This is a genomic window from Streptomyces sp. CC224B, from assembly GCF_030010595.1.
Taxonomy (GTDB): domain Bacteria; phylum Actinomycetota; class Actinomycetes; order Streptomycetales; family Streptomycetaceae; genus Streptomyces; species Streptomyces longispororuber.
In genome coordinates this window covers 1-22,471 of the sequence record NZ_JASCXL010000098.1, presented here as the reverse complement: position 1 = coordinate 22,471, position 22,471 = coordinate 1, and the positions used below count along the sequence as shown (strand labels likewise).

General features: G+C 74.1%; 26 protein-coding genes. 18 read left to right on the top strand and 8 right to left on the bottom strand.

Features of this window, described 5'->3' with window-relative positions:
• The first annotated feature begins 83 nt into the window (after positions 1–83).
• The gene (locus QK440_RS31140; protein ID WP_282796579.1) at positions 84–557 is read left to right on the top strand and encodes a carboxymuconolactone decarboxylase family protein; all 474 of its coding nucleotides are present in this window, start codon (positions 84–86) and stop codon (positions 555–557) included.
• A gap of 77 nt (positions 558–634) precedes the next feature.
• A complete protein-coding gene (locus QK440_RS31135; protein ID WP_282796578.1) occupies positions 635–1,558 on the top strand; it encodes an RNA polymerase sigma-70 factor in 924 nt (307 codons plus the stop codon).
• A 752-nt stretch (positions 1,559–2,310) separates the two neighbouring features.
• Here QK440_RS31135 and QK440_RS31130 read toward each other — a convergent pair.
• Complete coding sequence (locus QK440_RS31130; protein WP_282796577.1) at positions 2,311–2,451, bottom strand: hypothetical protein; 141 nt, start codon at positions 2,449–2,451, stop codon at positions 2,311–2,313.
• Here QK440_RS31130 and QK440_RS31125 point away from each other — a divergent pair.
• Positions 2,444–2,731, top strand: a complete 288-nt coding sequence (locus tag QK440_RS31125; protein WP_282796576.1) for a hypothetical protein — start codon at positions 2,444–2,446, stop codon at positions 2,729–2,731. The two genes, QK440_RS31130 and QK440_RS31125, sit on opposite strands and share 8 nt — an antisense overlap.
• 2 nt (positions 2,732–2,733) lie before the next feature.
• Positions 2,734–3,042 (top strand): transcriptional regulator, encoded by a 309-nt coding sequence (locus tag QK440_RS31120; protein ID WP_282796575.1) that lies wholly within the window; start codon positions 2,734–2,736, stop codon positions 3,040–3,042.
• A gap of 82 nt (positions 3,043–3,124) precedes the next feature.
• Here the strand turns inward: QK440_RS31120 and QK440_RS31115 are convergent, their stop codons facing one another.
• On the bottom strand, positions 3,125–3,322 hold the full coding sequence (locus tag QK440_RS31115; protein WP_282796574.1) for a hypothetical protein: 198 nt from the start codon (positions 3,320–3,322) through the stop codon (positions 3,125–3,127).
• Between the two features lie 517 nt (positions 3,323–3,839).
• On the opposite strand from QK440_RS31115, the gene QK440_RS31110 reads away from it, so the two are divergent.
• From QK440_RS31110 to QK440_RS31095, 4 genes are all read left to right on the top strand, one after another.
• Positions 3,840–4,010, top strand: a complete 171-nt coding sequence (locus QK440_RS31110; protein WP_282796573.1) for a hypothetical protein — start codon at positions 3,840–3,842, stop codon at positions 4,008–4,010.
• Between the two features lie 261 nt (positions 4,011–4,271).
• On the top strand, positions 4,272–5,660 hold the full coding sequence (locus tag QK440_RS31105; protein ID WP_349239329.1) for an FAD-dependent monooxygenase: 1,389 nt from the start codon (positions 4,272–4,274) through the stop codon (positions 5,658–5,660).
• On the top strand, positions 5,603–6,241 hold the full coding sequence (locus QK440_RS31100) for a hypothetical protein (RefSeq protein WP_282796572.1): 639 nt from the start codon (positions 5,603–5,605) through the stop codon (positions 6,239–6,241). The genes QK440_RS31105 and QK440_RS31100 overlap by 58 nt, the downstream gene beginning before the upstream one ends.
• A 149-nt stretch (positions 6,242–6,390) precedes the next feature.
• A complete protein-coding gene (locus tag QK440_RS31095) occupies positions 6,391–6,819 on the top strand; it encodes an acyl-CoA thioesterase (protein WP_282796571.1) in 429 nt (142 codons plus the stop codon).
• An 83-nt stretch (positions 6,820–6,902) separates the two neighbouring features.
• Here the strand turns inward: QK440_RS31095 and QK440_RS31090 are convergent, their stop codons facing one another.
• From QK440_RS31090 to QK440_RS31080, 3 genes are all read right to left on the bottom strand, one after another.
• Positions 6,903–7,838 carry an oxidoreductase gene (locus tag QK440_RS31090; protein ID WP_282796570.1) on the bottom strand — a complete coding sequence of 312 codons (936 nt, stop codon included), beginning with the start codon at positions 7,836–7,838 and terminating at the stop codon, positions 6,903–6,905.
• An 85-nt stretch (positions 7,839–7,923) separates the two neighbouring features.
• Positions 7,924–8,310 carry a VOC family protein gene (locus QK440_RS31085; protein ID WP_282796569.1) on the bottom strand — a complete coding sequence of 129 codons (387 nt, stop codon included), beginning with the start codon at positions 8,308–8,310 and terminating at the stop codon, positions 7,924–7,926.
• Positions 8,311–8,437: 127 nt separating this feature from the next.
• A complete protein-coding gene (locus tag QK440_RS31080) occupies positions 8,438–9,352 on the bottom strand; it encodes an RNA polymerase sigma-70 factor (protein WP_282796593.1) in 915 nt (304 codons plus the stop codon).
• Between the two features lie 283 nt (positions 9,353–9,635).
• On the opposite strand from QK440_RS31080, the gene QK440_RS31075 reads away from it, so the two are divergent.
• The 3 genes from QK440_RS31075 (at position 9,636) to QK440_RS31065 (ending at position 11,673) form a co-directional block, all read left to right on the top strand.
• Entirely contained in the window at positions 9,636–10,406 is a 771-nt protein-coding gene (locus tag QK440_RS31075) for an NAD(P)H-binding protein (RefSeq protein WP_282796568.1), read from the top strand.
• Between the two features lie 71 nt (positions 10,407–10,477).
• Positions 10,478–11,002 (top strand): hypothetical protein, encoded by a 525-nt coding sequence (locus QK440_RS31070; RefSeq protein ID WP_282796567.1) that lies wholly within the window; start codon positions 10,478–10,480, stop codon positions 11,000–11,002.
• Positions 10,981–11,673, top strand: coding sequence for a DNA-binding response regulator (locus tag QK440_RS31065; RefSeq protein WP_282796566.1), 693 nt, complete (start codon positions 10,981–10,983; stop codon positions 11,671–11,673). Before QK440_RS31070 ends, QK440_RS31065 begins: the two co-directional genes overlap by 22 nt.
• Here QK440_RS31065 and QK440_RS31060 read toward each other — a convergent pair.
• Positions 11,667–12,338: a S1 family peptidase gene (locus QK440_RS31060; RefSeq protein WP_282796565.1), complete on the bottom strand. Its 672-nt coding sequence runs from the start codon at positions 12,336–12,338 to the stop codon at positions 11,667–11,669. The genes QK440_RS31065 and QK440_RS31060 overlap by 7 nt on opposite strands.
• Positions 12,339–12,589: 251 nt before the next feature.
• Between QK440_RS31060 and QK440_RS31055 the strand changes: the two genes are divergently transcribed.
• Positions 12,590–13,483, top strand: coding sequence for an MOSC N-terminal beta barrel domain-containing protein (locus tag QK440_RS31055; protein ID WP_282796564.1), 894 nt, complete (start codon positions 12,590–12,592; stop codon positions 13,481–13,483).
• 25 nt (positions 13,484–13,508) lie between these two features.
• On the opposite strand, the gene QK440_RS31050 is transcribed toward QK440_RS31055, so the two are convergent.
• On the bottom strand, positions 13,509–14,426 hold the full coding sequence (locus QK440_RS31050) for an alpha/beta fold hydrolase (RefSeq protein ID WP_282796563.1): 918 nt from the start codon (positions 14,424–14,426) through the stop codon (positions 13,509–13,511).
• Between the two features lie 105 nt (positions 14,427–14,531).
• Here QK440_RS31050 and QK440_RS31045 point away from each other — a divergent pair, with 105 nt between their 5' ends.
• The 5 genes from QK440_RS31045 (at position 14,532) to QK440_RS31025 (ending at position 20,252) form a co-directional block, all read left to right on the top strand.
• A complete protein-coding gene (locus QK440_RS31045) occupies positions 14,532–14,975 on the top strand; it encodes a helix-turn-helix domain-containing protein (protein ID WP_282796562.1) in 444 nt (147 codons plus the stop codon).
• Positions 14,976–15,113: 138 nt separating this feature from the next.
• Complete coding sequence (locus QK440_RS31040) at positions 15,114–16,319, top strand: Cmx/CmrA family chloramphenicol efflux MFS transporter (RefSeq protein ID WP_282796561.1); 1,206 nt, start codon at positions 15,114–15,116, stop codon at positions 16,317–16,319.
• Between the two features lie 10 nt (positions 16,320–16,329).
• Positions 16,330–16,908, top strand: coding sequence for a TetR/AcrR family transcriptional regulator (locus QK440_RS31035; RefSeq protein WP_282796560.1), 579 nt, complete (start codon positions 16,330–16,332; stop codon positions 16,906–16,908).
• Positions 16,909–17,234: 326 nt separating this feature from the next.
• Positions 17,235–18,017, top strand: coding sequence for a GNAT family N-acetyltransferase (locus tag QK440_RS31030; RefSeq protein WP_282796592.1), 783 nt, complete (start codon positions 17,235–17,237; stop codon positions 18,015–18,017).
• A 3-nt stretch (positions 18,018–18,020) separates the two neighbouring features.
• Entirely contained in the window at positions 18,021–20,252 is a 2,232-nt protein-coding gene (locus QK440_RS31025) for an alpha-N-acetylglucosaminidase (protein ID WP_282796559.1), read from the top strand.
• Positions 20,253–20,405: 153 nt separating this feature from the next.
• Here QK440_RS31025 and QK440_RS31020 read toward each other — a convergent pair whose 3' ends face one another.
• The gene (locus tag QK440_RS31020; RefSeq protein WP_282796558.1) at positions 20,406–21,047 is read right to left on the bottom strand and encodes a DUF4360 domain-containing protein; all 642 of its coding nucleotides are present in this window, start codon (positions 21,045–21,047) and stop codon (positions 20,406–20,408) included.
• 424 nt (positions 21,048–21,471) lie between these two features.
• On the opposite strand from QK440_RS31020, the gene QK440_RS31015 reads away from it, so the two are divergent.
• On the top strand, positions 21,472–22,299 hold the full coding sequence (locus tag QK440_RS31015) for a chitosanase (protein WP_282796557.1): 828 nt from the start codon (positions 21,472–21,474) through the stop codon (positions 22,297–22,299).
• Positions 22,300–22,471 lie beyond the last annotated feature (172 nt).

The window sequence follows — 22,471 nt, the reverse complement described above, 5'->3', positions numbered from 1 at the left end:
GTGCCGGTGTCACAGGGCGTAGGGCTGTCTCGTCCCGGGTGTGGAGCCACCGACGACCACCGTCGAGCACGGAGGAGCACACCATGGACGCGCGACTGAACTACGTCACCAGCCCGACGGCCGGAAAGGCCCTCAAGTACCTGATGTCGGCGGGCAGGACGCTCAAGGAGTCGGCCCTGCCCGCCGCGACGCAGGAGCTGGTGGCCCTGCGCGTGAGCCAGATCAACGGCTGCGCCGTCTGCGTCGACATGCACACCAAGGAGGCCGCCGCGGCCGGTGAGACCGCGGTGCGCCTGAGCCTGGTCGCGGCGTGGCGGGAGGCCAAGGTCTTCACCGAGGCCGAGCGGGCCGCGCTGGAGCTGGCGGAGCAGGGGACCCGGATCGCGGACGCGGCCGGCGGGGTGAGCGACGAGGCGTGGGAACGTGCCGCTTCCCACTACGACGAGGAGCAGCTCACCGCCCTGGTGCTCCTGGTCTCCTTCATGAACCTGGCGACCCGGATGAACGTCATCGCCCGTCTGCAAGGCGGCGACTACGAGGTCGGGCAGTTCCACTGAGGCGCCTCGAGCAGCCACCCGCCCGGGGCGCCGTCACAGGCCCCGGGCAACCGGCGGGGACTGGAGGGAGACACGACGTGAACAAGGTCCAGGAGTTCGAGGAGCTGCGGCCGCTCCTGTTCTCGATCGCCTACCGCATCCTGGGCAGCGTGGCCGAGGCCGAGGACGCCGTACAGGAGACGTGGCTGCGCTTCGACGGCTCGCCCACCGTTCCCGCGTCGGTCAAGGCGTTCCTCTCCACCACGGTGACCCGGATCGCGATCGACGTACTGCGCTCCGCGCGGGTGCGGCGGGAGGAGTACGTGGGCCCGTGGTTCCCCGAGCCGCTGCTCAGCGATCCGTACCAGGATCCGGCGCGCTCGGCGGAGCTGGCCGACTCGGTGTCGATGGCGGCGCTGCTGCTGCTCGAACGGCTCAGCCCGCTGGAGCGGTCGGTGTTCGTGCTGCGAGAGGTGTTCGGCTTCGGGTTCGACGACGTCGCCTCGGCGGTGGGGCGTTCGGAGGCGGCGTGCCGGCAGTTGCTGGTACGGGCGCGGCGGCACATGGAAGCGGGACGGCCGCGGTTCGCGGCGGACCGCGCGGAGCGCGAGGAGCTGGCGGCGCGGTTCTTCGACGCCCTCCGCGAGGGCGACGTCACCGGCCTGCGGGAGCTGCTCGCCGCCGATGTGTCGATGGTCGGGGACGGCGGCGGCAGGGCCCCGCAACTGGCCAGGGCCGTCATCGGCACGGAGAGCGTGGCCCGGCTGCTGGCGTCCGTCTTCCCGCTGATGGCCCGGGTCGACGTGACGTTCGAGCCGCACGAGGTCAACGGCCAGCCCGGCGCGATCTTCCGCGACCGGGACGGCAAGGTCCTGCACGCGCTGACCCTCGACGTACTCGACGGACAGATCCAGACCATCCGCGCGGTGATCAACCCCGACAAGCTGGGCCACCTGGGCCCGGTGGCCGACGCCTGGGCGGTCGACCGCGAGGTGCGGCGGGTTCGCCGCGGGGCGAAGTAGGGCTGGGGCAGCGGCGGTTGTCTGGCTCGGCACCGGCGGTCCGTGCCGGTGGCCGCGGGTCGGCGCGTCGGCCTGCCCGGCAGGAGGGCGGGCAGGCGGCCCGTGCCGGCACACTCGCGTTACCCGCGGCGCTCGCGTTACCCGCGGCGGCGCCGCGTCGTCAGTGCGGGCGTGCTTGCTTCCCGGGCCAGAATTGACGTCCGGGAGCAAGCACGTAGGCGCTAGCGTCGTGAGCGTCGCAGAAACAGTGTTCCGATGGTGATCAAACCGATGACGGCGACCACTATCACTACAGGCGCGACCCAGTCCGGCGTCTTCTTCCCACCCGGGCTCAACGCCAAGAACTGGTATGCGTGGGCCTGGACTGCTGTCCTCATCAATTCCCTCGCTTCCGCGTCCCGCCGGCCCGGTCCAGCAGTCACAGGTGAGCTTCGGACCCGGGCAGCCCAGTGACGGTTACGACCAAGCCCCTACCAACTTTGCTCTCAGCAGGGTGCCCCCGGGCTCCCGGTTGAATCCCGTGCCCGCGCCGCCCCTGCTCTTCGCCGACCTTGCGGGCCTGACCCGCCACCAGGTCCGCGACTGGCGCGTCCGGCTGGGGGACGCCTTCCTCCACAACGGCCCGCTGGGCCTCGCACGACCTCCTTCAGCCGCGCGAGCACAGTGCTTCTCCAGGGGACGCCTCACCTCGTTGCCATTTTGGAAACTAGATGCCAATCTCGTAACTGAGAGGAAGCGTTCCGCAGGAGGGATCAGTCTTGGAGCGAGAGCTTGACGCAGCCGGCCAGCTGGAGGTCATCGACGGGGCCCCCAAGCTGAACAAGCCTGCCGGAGTCGGCGAGCGCGTACTGGGGGGTGGCCTCCGCGGCCGTGCTGCTGTGCGGATTGGCCATCGCCGGCGCCAACAACACCCCCACGGTGCTGGGCGTTCTGACCCTCATCGCGGCCGTGGCCCTGATGATGGGGTGGTACTGGTTCCACCTGAGCGCCACCCGCCGCAGGCCTCACACCACGGCAGAGAACGCCACGGTGGTCTTCGCGACCGTCATGCTCGGCGCCCCGGGGTCCAAGATCCTCTGGGACAGCCCGGCCCCGGTGACAGGGGCGCTGGTGGCGGCGGCGCTGCCGACCGCTGGTCTGCTGGTCCACCTTGCGCTGCGGTGGAGGCGCTGAGCATGGCGAACGAACACCCACGCACGCAGCTCGTGACGGTGATGCACTCCCCCGTCCGCTTGGCGATTCTCGGCTCCTTGCGCCATGTTCAGCAGGTGGCTTTCGCTGATCTGCGCGAGGCTCTGAACCTGTCCGCCGCCGAATTGTCGCGGCAGCTGGGCATTCTGGAGAAGGAGGAACTGGTGGAGATCGCGAAACTTCGCGAGCGGCGGCGGCCGGTGACACAGGTCCGGCTCTCGGAGTCCGGCCGTGAGCGATTCGAGGAATACCTCGCGCATCTTCGCCTGGTCGTGCAGGGCGACCTCCCCTGAAAGCCGGGTGAACGGGCCCGAATAAGCCCGTCCACCCGGCTTCTGCGCGGTTACCCCATTACGTCCGCAGCCGGCGGGGAGACTAGCTCCACGGCATCGCGCACCAGACGGCATAGCCGCCCAGAGCGGACGCGAGACCGACCACGCCGCCCTTCACACCGATCTTGATGCCCCGCTTAGCGGCTTCCTTGGTGATCAGCTTGGCCGCTTCCTTCCAGTGCTTGCCCTTGATCGCATTCACGATGGCGGTACTGGATCCCAGGATGCCGCCCAGGCCCACACCTTTGCGTGATAGCGCGCAGGGGTGGAGCCCGGCGAAGCCAACGGCCAGCGAAACCTTTCGGCTTCGCCTGGTTCCCCCTCCGCTTCTTGCGTTGAGCCCTCGGCGGTTTGGTCAGAACCTCCGAGCGGGCGTGACGAACAGTACCCCCAAGATCATCCTGTTTCACATCATGCTCAAGTGAGTGCACTCACACCAACAAGGTCACCCCGCCTCACTCCGGCGCAATTCAGGAAACAGGGGATCTAAGGCCCTTGCATACGACAAGGGTTGACGTAAAGCCTCCACAACTCTCCGATCCGGTCAGCCTGGACGGAGAGCACCCGATCGCCTGGACCACCCCGCCCCGACCCCGTGGGCGCTTGTGTAGATTTCGTGTGTGAGTGATGGAGTCGCCCTGCAGACGTTGTTCGCTGATGTGTGCCGGACCCTTGCTCGTGCCGGGTTCGATGTCAGGTCGGCACGTGCCGAGGAAGGGGTCGGGCTGCGGGTTCGCCGGGAGCCGGACGCGGTGACCGTGAGCTGGGTAGCGGCGCAGGAGCTGGACCCCGCCGGAAGGGCGGACGCGGAGTTCGAAGGCATCCGGGCGGCCTTGCGGCAGGCCCTGTTGGAGATCCTCACGCAGGCCGGCTTCCAGGCGCAGGCGGACCCCTCGAAGGGAGAGGTCCGGGTGCGGCCGCCGTCATAGCCGGGCCGACCGTGTCGGCCGTCCGGGCAGCCAGCCAGCCGTGCCGACCGCGCCAGCCCCGCCGTGCCAGTTGTGTCAGCCGTGCCAGCTCTGCCCGCCGTGCCCATCATGCTCGCGCACGGCGCGCGGCCCCGCCGCACCACCGCCTTGCACGGCCGCGCTCCCGCACACGGAGTTCGAGCCGTTCTCCGCCGCACGCGGTGTGCCGGTGCGCTGACGCACGGTCATGACAGGACGTCACCCGGCTGCCACGATGGCTCGATGATGCATTCAGGCAGGGTGGCCGTGGTCGGCGGCAGCGTCGCGGGGTGCGCGGCGGCGCTGGCCGCGCACCGGGGCGGGGCGGACGAGATCACCGTGTACGAGCGGGCGGCGGGCCGCCTCGCGGACCGGGGCGTGGGCCTCGCGGTGCACAACTCCCGCTACGCGGAGCTGGAGTCGGCCGGCTACCTGGACGCGGACATGCAGTGGGTGCAGCTCACCGGACGGCGCTGGTACGTGCGCGACGAGGTGGCGCCGGGGCCGCTCGGGCACGAGATCGGCGTGATGCCGTTCCCGTTCCGCACGTACAACTGGGGCCCGCTCTGGGGTGAGCTGCGGCGCCGGGTGCCGGAGACCGTCACGTTCCGCACCGGTACGACGGTCGGCGGGGTGCGCCCGTGTCCGGGCGGGGCGGTGGTGGAGACCGACGACGGCGCCACGGAGCGGTTCGACGTGGTGGTCGGCGCGGACGGCCACCGCTCGGCGGTGCGCGAGGCCGCGTTCCCCGGCGTGCGCGCCGCGTACGCGGGCTATCTGGCGTGGCGCGGGGCCTACCCGGAGGAGCGGCTCGCGGACCCGGACCTGTGGGCCGTGGACGACTGCGTCTACGCCGTGTTCCCGGGAGGCCACGTGATCCTCTACCGCATCCCGGACGGGGCGGGCGGGCGGCGCGTCAACTGGGTCCTGTACACGGCACCGCCGCCGGGCGTGGAGGCCGCCCACGGCACCGCCTCCGGCCCGCGGAGCCTGCCGCCCGGGGGCCTGTCGGACGCGCTGAGCAACCATCTGCGGTACGTGACCGACGAGCTGCTGCCGCCGTACTGGGGCGCGGTGGTACGCGCCGCCGCCCCGTCCGAGCTGCTCCTCCAGCCCATGTACGACTACACGGCGCCGCGCTACTCCCAGGGCCGGGTGCTGCTGGCGGGGGACGCGGCGACGGTGGCCCGCCCCCACACGGGCGCGGGCGCGGTGAAGGCCCTGCAGGACGCCACCGTCCTGGAGTCCGCCATCACCACGGCCGTGACCTGGCCGGACGCCCTGGAGTCGTACGACACGGACCGCACGGTCGCCGGCCGCACGATGGTCGACCTCGGCCGCCGCCTGGGCCGCGCCCTGGTCCAGGAGACCCCCGACTGGCGGTCCCTGAGCCAGGCGGACCTGGAGGCGTGGTGGAAGCGGGCGGACGGCACGGGGGCGTTCGGCGGGCGGGGGCTGAGCCGAGGGGCGCTCCGAGGGGCCGGGGCCCGGCCCGGAGGCCGTTGTCAGTGGCGTGCGGCACCATCGGTGGTGGGTGGGCGACCGACGGGGGTCACGACACAGGGGGTGTTCGCATGCCCAGACCGACGACGGCCGCGCAGCGGCGGATCATCGCGGAGGCGGACCCGGTGACGGGGCGGCTGCGGGGCACGGAGGCGCAGTTGGCGGCGCTGGTGCGGCTGCGGCTCGCCTTCCGGCACCCGCGTCCGCCGCACGCGTACTTCCTCACGCCCGCCGGGCACCGGGTCCGGGACGAGCCGACCGAGGCCGTCCCGGAGACCGCGCCCGTGGAGGCGGAGACCGGGGTGTTCGCCGCGCGTACGGGCACGGAGCGCGAGGCGCCGCCGCCCGGCGAGGACACGGCCGCGCGCGCCCGGGAGGTGCGCGGGGCGTGGCTGGGGCTCGTCGAGCTGCGGCGGATGACGAACCCTGGGGGCGACCGGGAGCGGCCGTGCGCGTGGGAGCGCGCGCACCGGGCGCGGGCCGTGTCCATCGCCCTGGAGGCGGCGGGCCGGACCCCCGCGGCCCCCGGGCGGGAGGGGTACCGGGTGACGGAGTCGCCGCAGCCCGAGGCGGTGGAGGTGGACGAGCCGACGGCGGACGGGGTGCGGGCCTGCGGCGCGGTCCTGGAGCGGGCGGGGTGGCTGGTGAGCGAGCACGGGGACGGGCGGACGGGGCGGCGGTTCCTGGTGGTGTCGGCGCGGCGGGCGTGAGGCCCGGGCGGGACCCGCCCCGCCCGCCCCCCTCCGCCGCACACGCCCGGCGTCGCGCCCCCCACCCGCAGGAATGCCGGGACCCCAAGGCCGGTTGAGCACTGCACCAGTCGTGTGTCAGCAGGGGAACAGCAGAGGAAGGCGACGTCGTGGCGCAGGAGCAGCCGTACTCCGTCGGGATCACGGTCCGTGGCTATGAGACGGACGTACAGGGGCATCTCAATCAGGCCGTCTACCTCCAGTACGCGGAGCACGCCCGCTGGTCGCTCCTCATGGCGGCGGGCATCCGGCAGGCGGACCTGATCTCGAAGGGCGTGGGCCCGGTCGCCCTGGAGAACACCCTGCGGTACCGCAGCGAGCTGCGCGCCGGGGACCAGGTGTCCGTGTCGTGCCGGTTCCTGTGGGGCGAGCGGAAGACGTTCCGGATCGAGCAGATCTTCACCAAGCCGGACGGCACGGTCGCGGCCGAGCTGACCGGGGTGGGCGGTCTGCTCGACCTCAAGGAGCGGCGCATGGTCGACGACCCGAAGGAGTACTTCCGGGCGCTCGCCACCGACGCGCGGGTCATGGGCCTCTGACAGGCCGACGACGGGCCGGTGACGGGCCGGTGACGGGCCGGTGACCGGCGCCCGGTGAGGGCCCCTCGCCGGGCGGCGCCTCCTCAGGGCGCCGACCGGGGCGACCGGGCCGACCGGTCCGCCAGGTCCGCCAGGTCGTCCGCGCCCAGCGTGAGCGCGGCGGCCGCCACGTTCTCCTCCAGGTGCGCGAGGGACGACGTACCCGGGATGGCGAGGACCGCCGGGGACACCGACAGCGACCAGGCCAGGGTGACCTGCGCGGCACTCGCCCCGTGCCGGTCGGCGACGCGCCGCAGCGCCGCGGCGTCCGGGGCGCCCACGCCGCCGAGCGGGAAGTACGGCACGAAGGCGATGCCCTGCCGGGCGCACCGCTCGACCATGGCGTCCGCCTCGGCGTCCCGGGAGGCGGGGCTGAACCTGTTCTGCACGGCGGCGACCGGCGCGATCCGCTGGGCCTCGGCGAGTTGCCCGGCGGTGGCGTTGCTGACGCCGAGGTGCCGGACGAGGCCCTGCTCGCGCAGTGCGGCGAGGGCCTCGAAGCGCCCTTCGCCGGGCCCGTCCTGGCCGAGGAAGCGCAGGTAGACCAGGTCGAGCTGGTCGACGCCGAGTTCGCGCAGGTTCCGGTGGACGTCGGCGCGGATCTTCGCGGGGCCGGCGGGTGCCAGCCAGGCGTGGTCCGGGGAGCGGTCGGGTCCGACCTTCGTGGCGATCACCAGGCCGTCCCGGTACGGGTGCAGGGCCCGGCAGATGAGGGCGTTCGCGGACAGGTCCTCGTAGAAGTAGAAGGCGGCCGTGTCGATGTGGTCGACGCCGAGTTCGACGGCCCGGCGCAGGACGGCGACGGCGGTCTCGGGGTCGCCCGCGGGCCCCTCCCAGGTCCGGCCGGGCAGCCGCATCGCGCCGAAGCCCATCCGGGCGACGGGCAGGTCGCCGCCGATCGCGAAGCGCCCGGCGGCGGTGGCGGGCAGGGAGCCGGGGACAGGGCCGGGGTCGTGAGAGGCGTGCGCGTGCTTGGTCATGCGGATCATGGTGGGGCCGGGGCACGGCGTACGGGCGGGGGTGGCCAGTTGCTGCCAGGAGGCGGCGCGTGCCGGGGCCCGGCCGTCAGGGGTGCGCGGCGGCGCGGTCGGAATCGCTGCGCAGGACGCAGAACTCGTTGCCTTCGGGGTCGGCCAGGATCGCCCAGCCCGAGCCGTCGGGGTTCCGGTGGTCGGCGACGAAGGTGGCGCCGAGGCCCAGCAGCCGCTCCACCTCCTGGTCGCGCGAGGTCTCGGGGCGCAGGCACAGGTGGACCCGGTTCTTGCCCGCCTTGGCCTCGGGCACCTGGTTGAAGTGCAGCACCGGGCCCCGCGCCGACAGCAGCACCTGGGTCTCCCGGTCGCCTGGCGCGTCCTCCGGGTGCAGGGGGCGGCCGGTCACCCCGCTCCAGAACCGGGCCAGCTCATAGGGGTTCGCACAGTCGATCGCCACGTTCTGCACCACCGAGACCATGGGCGTGAGCTTTCCCGATCTTCCCGCCGGACGCCACCCCTTTCCGGTTTCCGGCGGTCGGCCTCACCGCGCACGACGGCAGCCGCCGGTGGAGGCCCCCCTCCGGCGGCCAGCAGAGCGCACCGCCTCACCGCACGACGGCCGTCTCCCGCCCCACCCGCGACAGCTTCTCGGGGTTCCGGACGTGGTACGCCCCGGTGACGTAGCCGTTCTCGACCCGTACGGCCACGACGCCGTCGACCTCGCCGTCGACGCGCACGAGCAGCCCGGGGCCACCGTTGATCTGCACCGGCTCCACCGACCTCCGGGCGCCGCGCCACCAGCCGCCCGCAAGCAGCCGGGCCACCTTGTCCGCGCCGACGACCGGCCGCAGCAAGGCGTGTCTGACCCCGCCGCCGTCGCTCAGGGCGACCACGTCCGGCGCGAGGACGTCGAGCAGGTTCTGCAACTCACCGGTCTCGACCGCGCGTTGGAAGGCCTGGAGCGCGGCCCGGGTCTGGTCCGCGGAGACGGTCCCGCGGGGCCGGCGCGCGGCGACGTGCGCCCGGGCCCGGTAGGCGAGCTGCCGGACCGCGGCCGGGCTTCTGCCGACGGCCTCGGCGATCTCCTCGTACCCGAGGTCGAACACCTCGCGCAGCACGAACACCGCCCGTTCGACCGGCGCGAGCGTCTCCATCACGAGCAGCATCGCCATCGAGATGCTGTCGGCCAGTTCGACGTCCTCGGCCACGTCGGGCGTGGTCAGCAACGGCTCGGGCAGCCACGGTCCGACGTAGGACTCCTTGCGGCGGCCGAGCGCGCGCATCCGGTCCAGGGCCTGCCGGGTGACGATGCGTACCAGGTAGGCGCGTTGCTCCCGCACGGTGGCCGGGTCGACGGCCGCCCACCGCAGCCAGGTCTCCTGCAGTACGTCCTCGGCGTCGGCGGCCGAGCCGAGCATCTCGTAGGCGACGGTGAACAACAGGTTGCGGTGGGCGACGAACACCTCGGTGGCGGTGTCCGCCGACTCCGCCGGGGCGGCACGGCCGGGCGGCTCGGCCATGTCCGTCGTGCCTGCGCTGCGCTCGCTCATACCCGGCTCCCGCCTGTCCCTTCGGGTTCTTCCGCTTCACCCACGGGACGTCGGCCGCGGCCCTTGCGTAACACCCCCCGGCCGGTGGCCTACGTCACACGACAGCGCCTGTTACGGACGAGGGGGCGGCGACGTCTCGTGTCCGTCAGGGCGCCGCGCGGACGGCCGGTCCGGAGCGTACGCGGCACCGCGAGGGGGCAGCGCGGGGGAGTCCCGCCCTGCCCACGTCCACAGCAGCAGGAGGGTACGGACCATGAGCACCAGCAAGTTCGCGGTGGCGGGGGCGACCGGGCGCCTGGGGCGCCACGTCGTGGACGTCCTCACGGAACGGGGCCACCACGTCGTGCCGATGTCCCGCGCCACCGGCGTGGACGTCATCACCGGGGAGGGCCTGGCGGAGGCGCTCGCCGGGGTCGACGTCGTCGTCGACGTCGCGTCGTGGCACGCCTCCGAGGAGGCCGCCGCCGCGGCGTTCTTCCGCACGGCCGCCCGCAACCTGCACGAGGCGGGCCTGCACGCCGGGGCCGACCGGGTCGTCGCCGTGTCCATCATCGGCGCGGACAAGGCCACCGCCGGTTTCGTCGCCGCCCAGCAGGTGCACGAGGAGGCGCACCTGTCGGGCCCGCTGCCCGCGCGCATCCTGCGGGCCGCGCAGTTCCACGAGTTCGTCGGCCGGCTGCTGGACTGGCAGCAGGGCGACGTCGCCCACATCCCGGACCTGCCCACCCAGCTCGTCGCCTGCCGCACCGTGGCCGAGACGCTCGCCGACCTGGCCGCCGACCCCGGCGCGGCGTCCCGGCCGGACCCCGGCGCGCCGGTCCCCGAGGTCGCCGGACCCCGCCGGGAGAGCCTGGCCGAGGCCGCCCGGCTCCTCGGCGCCCGGCGCGGTGTCGAGGTCGTCGCGGTCGACGGCTCCGGCCTGCCCGACGCCGGTCTCGCGGCGGCGGGCGCGTTCCTGCCCGGCCCCCACGCGAAGCTCGCCGGGCCCACGTTCCAGGAGTGGCTCGACGCCCGGCCCCGCTGAAGCTGCTGAACCCGCTGTAGCCGCTGAAATCCCTGAAACCGCTGAAACCGCTGAAAGAAACGGGTACTTCGATGCACGACACTTCTTCCGAGAGCGCGCTCTCCCGCGACGCGGCGGGCGCGGCGGGCACGGTGGTCCTGGCGGGCCGGGTGGCGGCCGGACGCGGCCGGGTCACGCTGCTGCGGGCCGTGGCCGCGCTCGCCTGCCTCGAGACCCTGGTGCAGGGCCTGCTCGCCGGGATGCTCCTGAACGGCGACGTCGATTCGATCGACCCGCACGGCTTCAACGCCTACGTCTTCGAGCTCCTGGTGTTCCTCCAGGTCGTGGCCGCCGTCCTGGTGTGGCGCCGCAACCGCTGGCTGACGTGGCCGCTCAAGGCCACCGTCGGCATCCTGATCGCCACGTTCACGCAGACGTTGCTGGGCCTGGAGGGCTCGCTCGCCGCGCACGTCACCCTGGGCGTCGCCCTGTGCGCCATGGAGACGGCACTCGCCCTGCGGGCCTTCACGCTGCGCGGGGGAAGCTACGGTGATCGCCGGTCAGTGGTGAACGGGCGGGAGGGAAGGGGCGGGGCGTGGAGGACGGGCGGATCGTGACCGTGCGCGGGGAGCGGGAGCTGGCGGCGCGCGCCGGGGGCGTGTTCGCCCTCGCGCGTGAGGAGTTCCTGTGCGGCGCGGAGGACCTGATGACCTGGGGCGGGGTGAACGCCGCCTTCCGCGAGGGCAACCGCCCGACGGTGCGCCCCGGTGGCGGCCTCGCCATGCGCAAGGTGTACTCCCGCCGCGCCGTCGGCGACCCCGAGTCCGAGCGACGGCTCACCGCCATCGCCGCGTCCGGCGCCCAGGTCCGCATCTCCGGCGCCCCGCTGGCCCGCGAGGCCGTCGTCGTCGACCGGCGCGTGGCGATCCTCGCGGGCCCGGAGTCGCGGGGGCCGCGCACGTACACGGTGGTACGGGTCCCCGAGGTCGTCGACAGCGTACGCGCCCTCCTGTACGCCACCTGGGAGGCCGCCGCGGACCTCCCCCTCGCCCTGGGTTCCGCCGGGGCTCCCGCCCTCGCCGAGGACGCCCGGCAGGTCCTCGCCGCCCTCGGCTCCGGCCTCACCGACGAGGCCGCCGCCCGGCGCCTCGGCATGTCCCTGCGTACCTACCGCCGCCGCGTCGCCGACCTGATGGCCGCGCTGGGCGCCACCTCCCGCTTCCAGGCGGGGCTGTTCGCCTCCACCGCCGCGTCCGGGTCCAGCGCCGTCCACGTCCGGGGTCAGTAGCCCACCCTCAGCCCGTGGGTGCTCAGGATCGAGGCCAGGGGCTGGTGGTACGTCGTGCCGCCCGAGGCGCAGTTGCCGCTGCCGCCGACGACGAGGCCGAGGCCGGTGTCGCCGCTGAAGGTGGGGCCGCCGGAGTCGCCGGGCTCGGCGCAGAGGGAGGCGCGGAAGAGGCCGTGCACCGTGCCCTGGGGGTGGGTGACCGAGACGTTCACGGCCTGGACGGTGCCGCAGTGGATGCCCGTCACGGGGCCGGTGCGGCACGCCGACTGGCCGGGGACGGGCGCCGGGGCGCGGTTGACGCGGATGACCTGGGAACCGGCGGCGATCTCGCTCGGGTACGCGAAGTCGGGGTTCGTGTAGCGCACGAGGGCGTAGTCGTTGCCGGGGAAGACGGCGGTCTCGGTGACGCCCACCTGCGCGGTGAGGCGGGCGTCGGCGTACCACCGGGTGCCGACGGTGCCGCAGCGGCCCGCCATGACGCCGTAGTGGCGGGTGCCGTTCGTGGCGTTGAAGGCGACGACGCACCGGCCGGCGGGGCTGTACAGGACGGTCCCGCCGCGCAGGGGTGTCGGGGCGGCGGCAGCGGCCGTCGGGGCCGTGACCAGGGCGAGGGCGCCGAGGAGCGCGGCGCACAGGAGCTGGGCCAGGGCGGTGCGGGGTCTCATGGCGCCTCCTGCGGGGGAACGCGGGGGAAGGGGGAAGCGCCGCCATTGTGGCGGAGGGCCCGCGCGGGGGCGCTCGCGCGGACGGGGACCGTTACAGAGGCGTACGGGACGGGGCGGCGTGCGGTGATCCTCACGGTTGGGCGAGGGGCGTTGATGTCGCGGTGAGGGGCGGGGGATGCTGCTGCGTACGAGGATGATCCGGTCCGGCAGGAAGGCACCGCACCCATGGGCGACGTCGTGAGTGGACTGTCATGGCAGCAGCAGTAGGAGGAGGAGAAGGAGCAGGAGGAGAAGGAGCAGGAGGAGAAGGAGCGGGAGAAGCAGTCGTCGTCGGCCTGATCACCTATCCGGTGAAGGGGTGCGCGGGGGTCCGGGTCACGGAGAGCGACCTGACCCCGGCCGGGCTCGCGCACGACCGTACGTTCATGGTGGTCGACCCGGCGGGGGTGTACCGCACGCAGCGCGCGACCCCGCGGCTCGCGGTCGTCCGGCCCGAGGTGAGCTGGGACGGCGGGCGGCTGACGCTGCGGGCGCCGGACGCGGAGCCGCTGGACATCGCGGTGGACACGGAGTCGGCGCGGCGGGACGTGGACCTGTTCGGGGCCCCTTTCACGGGCATCGACCAGGGCGAGGCGGCCGCGCGGTGGCTGTCGCGGGTGCTCGGTACGGAGAGCCGCTTGGTGCGGGTGCCGCCCGAGCACGACCGGCGGACGGACGGCCTCCACCCGGGGACGTCCGGCTACGCCGACAGCGGGGCCCTGCACATGCTGTCGCGGGCCACGTTCGACGACCTCAACCGGCGTATCACCGAGGCCGGGCGGACCGCCGTGACGATGAGCCGGCTGCGGCCCAACGTCGTGGTGGACGGCTGGGACGAGCCGCACCTCGAGGACCGGCCCCTGGCCATCCGGATCGGCAACACCGAACTGGGCTTCGCCAAGCTGGCGTTGCGCTGCGCCGTCACCCTCGTCGACCAGGCGAGCGGCGAGCGCGCCGGGCCCGAGCCGCTGCGGACACTGGCCACGTACCGGCGGCAGCCCGGCGGGGGTGTGGCGCTCGGCGCGAAGTACTCGGTGCTGCGGACGGGGAAGCTGGCCGTCGGCGACCAAATCACCGTCACCGCCTGGCAGACCGGGGACCGCTGAGCACGGGCCGGGGCGCGCGGCCCGGTCAGGGCCGGGCCGGTTCCGGCGTACGGGACCGGGGTACCGGCTCCCCCGCGAGGAACGGGAGCAGCAGGTCCAGGAGGCGCCGAGGACGGTGCAGCGGGATGATGTGGCCGCAGTCGTCGAGGACGCGGGCGGTGAGGTCGTCGGCGACCGGGCGCAGTTGGCGTTCCAGGGCGTCGCCGACCGGGTGGGCGCCGATCGCCAGTGTCGGGACCGTCAGTCTCGCCGTGGCGACGGCCCGTGCGATCCGGTCCGCGCTCTGCGGCAGGGCACGGTAGGAGGAGAACGCGCGGCGCAGGGCGTCCCGTCCGGTGTGGGCGCGTACGAAGGCGTCCCGGATGCGCGGCGGCACCCCGTCCCCGAGCGTGCCCGCGTCCAGGAACCAGTCGACGTAGCGGGCCTCGTTGCCCTCCAGGACGGACTCCGCGAGGCCGGGGACGGCGTGGAAGCCGAACCACCACGGGGGCCCGGAGGCGAGGAACTCCTCGGCCCCGGGCAGCCGGCCGAGCAGGGACTCCATCACCACGAGCCGCCGCACCAGGCCGGGGTGGCGCATGGCCAGGAGGAACGCGGGCGGCGTACCGGCGTCGATGCCGACGACGTCGACACCGGTGACGCCGGTGACGCCGGTGACGCCGGTGACGCCGAGCGCCCGGAGCAGGGCCGCGGCGTCGTCGGCCAGCGTCCCGGCGTCGTACCCGGACCCGGCCCCGCTGCCGGACCCGGCCCCTCCGCTGTCGCCGAAGCCGTGCAGGTCCGGTGCGATGACGGTGCGGTGGGCGGAGAGCGCGGGCATGACCTCCCGCCACAGCTCCCAGGTGTGGGGGAAGCCGTGCAGCAGCAGGACGGGCGGTCCCGCGCCCTCCACCGCCACGTCCACTTCCACTCCGCCGACGGCGACGCGACGCAACTCGGGCATACGAGGCTCCTGTTGGCAGGGGGTAACCGAAGGTGACGTGGCCACCGTAGGGAACTAGCCTCGGCCCTCCAAGACGGCACTTTCCCCTCAGGTGGTGAGCTCGGCGTGACCACGTCCCCGCGCGGTGACCTCTTCGATCCGCTGTGCCCGACGCGGCAGCTCCTGGACCGCATCGGCACCAAGTGGACCTCCATGGCGGTCAAGGTGCTCGCCGAGGCGGCCCCCGGCGAGGTGCGCTTCGCCGATCTGCGGCGCCGGATGCCGGGCGTCTCGCAGAAGATGCTCTCCGTCACCTTGCGGAGCCTGGTGCGCGACGGCCTCGTGGCCCGCCGGGTGGAGGCCACCGTGCCGCCCGCGGTGCACTACCGGCTCACCGATCTCGGCCGCTCCCTGGAAGTGCCGCTGGCCGCGCTGCGCGCGTGGGCCGAGGAGCACATGTCGCTGATCGACGACCTGAACCGGCGCCCCGCCCCCGACACCCCCTCCGCCGACACCAGCACTACCTCCTCCCGCATCACCTCCCTCGACACCGACACCTCCTCCAGCTAGAACGAACGCTCTACCCAGTCCCGCACACGATTCCCCACCCCCCGTTCTGAAGCAGACGCTCCAAAATGTGCTACCGTCCACCCGTGTTTTGGAGCGACCGCTTCATAACTGGTGCGCACACAGGGAGAGGGGACCCGTATGCCGCTCGCGGTCTACGTGTTGGCGCTCGGCATCTTCACGCAGGGGACGTCGGAGTTCATGCTGTCCGGTCTGCTGCCGGGCATGGCGGCGGACCTGGGCGTGTCCGTGCCCGACGCCGGGCTGCTGGTCTCGGCGTTCGCGATCGGCATGGTCGTCGGGGCGCCGCTGCTCGCGGTGGCGACGCTGCGGTGGCCGCGGCGCACGGCGCTGGTCAGCCTCCAGGCGGTGTTCGTCGCGGGGCACGTCGCCGGTGCGCTGGCACCGGGGTACGCGGTGCTGTTCGCGACCCGGGTGGTCAGCGCCCTGGCGTACGCGGGGTTCTGGGGCGTGGCCGTGGCGACGGCCGTGGCCCTCGTCCCGGCCGGGGCCAAGAGCAGGGCGGTGGCGCTGGTCGCGGGCGGGCTGACGCTGGCGACGATCGTGGGTGTGCCCGCGGGCACCGTGCTGAGCCAGTCAGCGGGGTGGCGGGCCGCGTTCTGGGCGGTCGCGGCGGCGACGGTGGTGAGCCTGGTGTGCACGGTGGCCGCGGTGCCGGGCGGCGGCGGGCGGGACGGGCAGGGCGACGTGCCCTCGGTACGGGCGGAGTTGCGCGGCATGGCGCGCCCGCAGCTCTGGCTGTCGTACGCCGTCACGGCCTTCGCCTTCGGCGCGGTCATCGTGACCTTCAGCTACCTGGCCCCGCTGCTCACCGACGAGACGGGTCTCGGCGAGGGCTGGGTGCCCGCCGTGCTGGCGCTGTTCGGGGCGGGCGGGATGCTCGGCCTCGTGCTCGGCGGCCGGACCGCGCGGGGGCACGCGGCCGCGACCCTCGCGTGGGGGCTCGGCGGGCTGGCGGTGGTCTCGGGGGCTCTCGCGCTGGCGGCGGACGCGGCGGCGGCCGTGGTGGTCGCGCTGGTCGTCCTGCTCGGCGCGGCCGGGTACGTCACCAACCCCGCGCTCCAGTCCCGGGTCTTCACCCTGGCGCCCCACGCGCCCACGCTGGTCGGCGCCACGAACACGGCGGCCTTCAACGTCGGCAACACGCTCGCGCCGATGCTGGGCGGGGCCGCCGTCGACGCGGGGTACGGCTACGCGTCGGTCGCCTGGGTGGGCGCGGGCCTCGCGGCGCTCGGGTGCGGGGCCGCGCTGTGGGCGGGCCTGCTGGAGCGGCGGACGGCCACCGCGCCCGGGGCCGATGTGGAAAGGGTGGTCCAGAACGCGTAGGGTCCCGCGCATGGCCAGGCCACGACAGTTCGACGAGGACCGCGTCATCACCGCGGCCATGGAGACCTTCTGGCGCCACGGGTACGAGGGCACCTCGACGCGTGACCTGTGCGACGCGACGGGGCTCGGCCCGTCGAGCCTGTACAACACCTTCGGCGGCAAGCGCGAGCTGTACCTGCGGGCGCTCGACCGCTACCACGAGACGGTCACCGCCGAGCAGGTGGCGCGGCTGCGCGGGCCCGGTTCCGCCAAGGAGCGGCTGGCGGCGATGATGCTCCACTCCCTGGAGGCCGACCTGGACCCCGGCGACGGCCGCGGCTGCTTCGCCGTCAACGCCGCCGTGGAACTGGCGGGGCTCGACGAGGACGTGCGGCGCGTGGTCCGGCGTGGCTTCGACCGGGTCGAGGACGAGGTGTGCGCCGTGGTCGCGGCGGGCCAGGCGGCCGGGGAGATCGCTCCTGGCCGCGACCCGCGCGAGGTGGCCCGCCTGGTGCAGAGCACGTACTACGGGCTGCGGGTGCTCGCCCGGGTCCGCGACGACCGGACGGCCCTGGAGGCGACGGTGGCCGGGACGCTCGCGGGCCTGTGAGCGCCGACGCCGTCCTCCGCCCGGCCCACGCGGGGCCGGACCCTACTGACCCGCGGGCCCGGCCGTCCGTGCGACTGGTCACGTAGCCGGCGGTCAGCCCCGGCAGGACACCCACCAGGACGGTCAGTACGCCGACGCACAGCCTCGGACGGCGGCGGTCCACGCCAACACCGCAGAGGCAGTCGGCAGTTCGCCGCCGGTACATGCGGGTCATCCATCATGGACGCATGGACCAGCGCCCTACCCCCGCCCCGGACCCCACCCCCGCCGCGGACCCCACCTCCGCCCCGGACCCGGCCGCCGCCCCGCCCGGCCTGCTCGCCCGCATGGAGCGGAACCTCGCCGCCCACGCCACCCACCTCCACCCGTACCTGCCGGGCGCCACCGTCAGCGACACCGGCGACCTGGTGATCGCGGACAGCGGCATCGACGACGACACGTTCAACATCGTCGCCGCCGCACGGTTCACCCCGCAGGACGCGGACGCCCGGATCGCCGGGACCGTCGGGCGGCTCACCGCCACGGGGCGCACCTTCGCCTGGTGGGTCGGCGGGGCGTCCACGCCGGACGACCTCGGCGCGCGGCTCGCCGCCGCCGGGCTGCCCGCCGCCGGACCGGAGAGCGGCATGTGGCTCGACCTGGCCGCGGCGCCCCCGCCGGTCCCCGTGGCCGGGCTGGAGATCCGACGCGTCACCACGCCCGCGGAACTGGAGGCGTACGCGGCGATCCTCGCGGCGAACTGGGAGCCCCCGGCCGCCACCGTGCGCGCGTTCTACGCGGCCGTCGCCGCGGGCGTGCTCACCCCGGACTGCCCCGCCCGGTGCTTCGTCGGGTACGCCGACGGGCGGCCGGTGTGCACCGCCGAGGTGTTCGTGGACGCCGGTGTCGCCGGGATCTACAACATCTCCACGCTCGCCGCCGACCGGCGCCGCGGCTACGGCGGCGCCGTCACCCTGGCCGCGCTGCACGCGGGCCGCGAGGCCGGTGTCCGTACGGCCGTGCTCCAGGCCTCGCCGGACGGCGAGCGGGTCTACCGGGCGCTCGGGTTCGCGCCGCTCGGGCAGTTCACCGAGTACGCGGTCGCCCCCTCCCCCGCCAAGGCGCCGTGAGCCATGGGAGCCGCACTGCCCCGCCGGACCCTCCTGACCGCCCTGGCCGGCACGGCCGGGGCCACCGCGGCCTGCTCCGGCGGGGGTCCGGCCCCCCGGCGGTCCGGCGGCGCGCCCGGGCGTCCCGGTGACGCGGGCGCCGTCACGGCCGTCACGGCCGCCGCCCGGCGCCTGCTGCCGCGCCACTGGGAGCAGCTCACCTTCGAGCGGGCCGGGGACCGGGACGCCTTCCGCGTGTCCGGCACCCGCGGCCGCGTCACCGTGGCCGGGCCGACCCCGGCCGTCCAGCTCAAGGGCCTGTACCACTACCTGAAGCACACCTGCCACGCCAACATCACCTGGGCGGGGCACCAGCTGGACCTGCCCGCGCTGCTCCCCGGCCCGGCGGCGCCCCTGACCGGGCGGGCCACCGCCCCGCACCGGTTCGCCCTCAACGACACCAACGACGGCTACACGAACGCGTACCACGACTGGTCGTACTGGGAGCGCGAGATCGACGTCCTCGCGCTGCACGGCTACAACGAGGTGTTCGTGAGCGCGGGCACGGACGCCGTGTACCACCGCGTCCTCCAGGAGTTCGGGTACGACGACGCGGAGGCGCGGGCGCGGGTGCCCGGGCCCGCGCACCAGCCGTGGTGGCTGCTGCAGAACCTCGCCGCGTTCCCGCACCCGGTCTCCCGGCAGCTCCTCGCCCGCCGCGCCCGGCTCGGGCGGCGCATCGCGGACCGGCTGCGGGAGCTGGGCATGACGCCCGTGTTCCCCGGCTACTACGGCACCGTGCCGCCCGGCTTCGCCGAGCGGAACCCGGGGGCGCGGACCGTGCCGCAGGGCACCTGGTACGGCTTCGCGCGGCCCGACTGGCTGGATCCGCGCACGGACCGGTTCGCGCGGGTCGCCGCCGCCTTCTACCGGGTGCAGGACGAGCTGTTCGGGCCGAGCACGATGTACAAGATGGACCTGCTGCACGAGGGCGGGCGGCCCGGCGGCGTCCCGGTCGGCGAGGCCGCCCGCGGTGTCGAGCGGGCGCTGCGGACCGCCCACCCGGGCGCCACCTGGGTCACCCTCGGCTGGCGGCGCAACCCGGCAAAGGCCCTCACCGACGCCGTGGACACCTCCCGGATGCTGATCGTGGACGGCCTCTCCGACCGCTACCCGCACATCACCGACCGCGAGGCCGACTGGGGCGGGACGCCGTACGCCTTCGGCTCCATCTGGAACTTCGGCGGGCACACCGCGCTCGGCGCGAACACCCCCGACTGGGCCGCGCTGTACGAGAAGTGGCGTACGAAGGACGGCAGTGCCCTGCGGGGCATCGCGCTGCTGCCGGAGGCCGCCGACGACAACCCGGCCGCCTTCGAGCTGTTCTCCGAACTGGCGTGGCGGCAGGGCGAGTTGGACCTCAAGCAGTGGTTCGCCGACTGGGCCGGGAGCCGGTACGGCGGCGCCGACGCGCACGCGGAACGGGCCTGGGACGTGCTGCGCCGCACCTGTTACGGCACCACCCGCGCCGACGGCTGGTCCGAGGGCGCCGACGGCCTGTTCGGTGCCCGGCCGAGCCTGACGGCCACCTCCGCCGCCTCCTGGTCACCGAGGAAGGAGCGCTACCCGGCCGCGGACTTCGCGCCCGCGCTCGACGAACTCCTCGCCGTACGACCGGAGTTGCGGCGCTCGTCGGCGTACCGGCGCGACCTGCTCGACGTGGCGCGGCAGGCGCTCTCGCACCGCGGCCGGGTGCTGCTGCCGCGGATCAAGGAGGCCTACGACGAGCGGGACAGGGCCCGCTTCGCGGACCTCACCCGCACCTGGCTGGAGCTGATGGACCTGCTCGACCGGCTCGTCGCCACCGACGCCCGGCACCTGCTCGGGCGCTGGGTGGCCGACGCCCGCGCGTGGGGCGCCGACGAGGCCGAGCGGGACCGGCTCGCCTACGACCAGCTGTCGCTGGTGACCGTGTGGGGCACCCGCGCCGGGGCCGACGCGGGCCTGCGGGACTACGCCAACCGGGAGTGGGCGGGCCTGGTCGGCGGGTTGTACCGGCTGCGCTGGGCGACGTACTTCGACGAGCTGCGGGCCGCGCTCGACGAGGACCGCGCGCCGAGGCCGATGGACGGGGGCGACTGGTACGCCCTGGAGGAGCGGTGGATCCGCGACCCCGGGCGGCTCGCCGTCCGGCCCGTCGGGGACACGTACGCGATCGCGAAGAAGGTACGGGAGACGCTCGCCGCGTCCCGTTGAACCGCCGCGGCCCGCTGAGCCGCCGCGGCCCGTCGCCTGCCGCCGCGCCTCCGGGTCCGCCGCCGCGCCTCCGGACGGTGGTGCCCGGCTCCGTCCGGAGGCGCGGCCCCCTCACCAGGAGCTGGTCAGTACCTCGGGGAAGTCACCGGTCGGTCAGGGGCACTCCTTCCACTTCACCCGGTAGATGGTGCTGATGTCCCCGTCGGTGGAGTCCATCGTCATGAAGCTCGTCTTGCTCGCGTCGGAGGAGCCGAGGTCGACGCGCAGCTCGGTGTTGATGTTGAAGTTGCGCTGCTTGCCGCAGGGCGCCCAGACGAGCTGGGTGACCTCGGTCTCGTCGGTGGCCTGCCAGTTGTTGCTCAGCGGGCCGGAGAAGTCGTGGGACTTGGCGCCCGTGTTCGGGGAGCCCTGGAAGTAGTACGACGCCTTCTCGGTGCCCTTGGCGCCGCGCTGGAGCGAGGCGAAGCCGCGGTAGTCGGCGCTCGCGATCGCGTAGGTGAAGCCGTGCGGAACGTGCACGACCAGGCTGAGCTGGCAGTTCTTGCGGAAGGCCGTGGGCGCGGAGTTGCCGCCGGCCTGGGCCAGGTAGTCGCTGTAGGTGACGGTGAAGGCGGTGTTGTCCTCGGACACGGCGACGGCGGCCGTGCCTCTGGGACAACCCGAACCGTTCACGGTCGCGACATCGATCTCGATCCGGTCGGGCGGCGGGTCACTGAACTCCGTCGGGTCCTGAGCGGGGAGCCCCGCGCCGAGAAGGGCGGCGAGGGCGCCGCCCGCGAGCAGTGCAGCGGACATGTTCGTTGCTCTCCCATCGAGTGCTTCGGCCCGTGGCGGCACGCCCGCGCAGGGGGTACCGCCGCGAGGTGGGGGATGGAGCTGTGCTGGGAGGAACTGACTCAGCCATCGCACGGGTCCGCTCACACGGGTCCGCTCACGGGTCGGCGACCGGTCGGCGTGCGATGAGCGGAGGCTGAGTGAGGGTGCTGGGAGCGTACGGACCAGCGTGAGCAGCGGCTAGGGCGATGTCCGGCCATGTCCCAGCGCGCTCCTGGGTCCGCCGGGGCGCCGGAGGGCACCGCGGCGGGCACGGGCGGGGCGCCCGCGGGGCCGAACGACCCGTGCCTGACGGGTATACGTCACCCGCAATCTCTGGTAGGAAACCTTCCTAACAAACGCGGACAGCACGCGGAACCACGCCTTCCCACCCCTGGAGGTCCCGTTGCACGCCCCTGCCACCCCCCGCAAGCGCCCCGCACGACGTGCCGTGATCGGCCTGCTCGGCGCCGCCCTGATCGCAGGCCCGCTCCTGACGACCCAGTCCGCGAGCGCCGCCGCGCCGGGCCTGGACGACCCGGCGAAGAAGGAGATCGCCATGAAGCTGGTGTCGAGCGCGGAGAACTCCTCGCTCGACTGGAAGGCGCAGTACAAGTACATCGAGGACATCAAGGACGGCCGCGGCTACACCGCGGGCATCATCGGCTTCTGTTCCGGCACGGGCGACATGCTCGACCTCGTCGAGTTGTACGCCGCGCGCAAGCCCGGCAACGTCCTGGAGAAGTACCTGCCCGCGCTGCGCCGCGTCAACGGCACCCCCTCGCACGAGGGCCTGGACCCGAACTTCACCAAGGACTGGAAGAAGGCCGCGCAGGACCCGGCCTTCCAGAAGGCCCAGAACGACGAGCGCGACCGCGTCTACTTCAACCCGGCCGTCAAGCGCGGCAAGGCCGACGGCATCGGGGTGCTCGGGCAGTTCGCGTACTACGACGCGATCGTCATGCACGGCGACGGCAGCGACAAGACCAGCTTCACCAACATCCGCAAGCGGGCGCTGCGTTCGGCGAAGCCGCCGGCGCAGGGCGGCGACGAGGTGAAGTACCTGCACGCGTTCCTCGACGCGCGGGTGTGGGCCATGAAGCAGGAGGAGGCCCACGAGGACACCAGCCGGGTCGACACCGCCCAGCGCGTCTTCCTCAACAAGAAGAACCTGAACCTGGACCCGCCGCTGGTCTGGAAGGTGTACGGGGACTCGTACCGGATCGACGGCTGACGCCCGGCCGCACCGCCGGACGACCACCGGCCGCACCGCCGGAGTCGGGGGGGGGGGGGGGGGGGGGGGGGGGGGGGGGGCCCCCCGCCCCCGCGGGGGGCGCGCGCGCGCGGGCCGGGGGGGGGGGGGGGGCGGGGGGGGGGGGGGGGGGGGGGGGGGGGGGGGGGGGGGG